A 555-nucleotide genomic window follows, 5' to 3' on the forward strand; every position below is an offset into this window, starting at 1 on the left:
ACTTTATTCGTACAAAATAGTATCGGAACAGGCCTTTCCTACTTCACCGGCATGACATTATGACGATGTGAAAGCCAACAGGCACAGTGGCACGCCTACCACAGGCAAATCATTGATGCGGAAAACCGTCTCGCCACCATACCCAAGTCATCAAACGATAAATATACGGTGAAACATACTAATTATATGCGATAATTTACCGATAAGGCAAAATGTAAGAGCAAAACCGGCACCAAAACTTGGCCGAAAGGAAATAAAACACTATTTTTGCAACAACGATAACGGATGCCGATTGCCGGAAGACAACCGGCATCGGCATTCTGTATATCAGCCAAATAAAATAACCTACCGATATGAAATCAATATTCACGGCCGCCAAGACGGCAAGCCGCAGTCTGGCACTGCTCACCGACAAGAAACGGAACGAGGTGCTGACGGACGTGGCGGCGGCGATTACCGAATGCAAGACCGAGATACTGGAAGCCAATGCCGGGGACTTGAAGAAGATGGGACGGGGCAACCCGCTCTACGACCGGCTACTGCTCACGCCCGAAC

At 48.6% G+C, this 555-nt stretch carries 1 pseudogene; it reads left to right on the top strand.

The features are described 5' to 3' along the window. Positions 1–353 precede the first annotated feature (353 nt). A pseudogene (locus MoGM_RS05695) lies at positions 354–555 on the top strand (gamma-glutamyl-phosphate reductase); the annotation flags it as partial.

The organism is Prevotella sp. MGM1 (assembly GCF_002933775.1).
In the GTDB taxonomy this organism is placed as follows: Bacteria; Bacteroidota; Bacteroidia; order Bacteroidales; family Bacteroidaceae; genus Prevotella.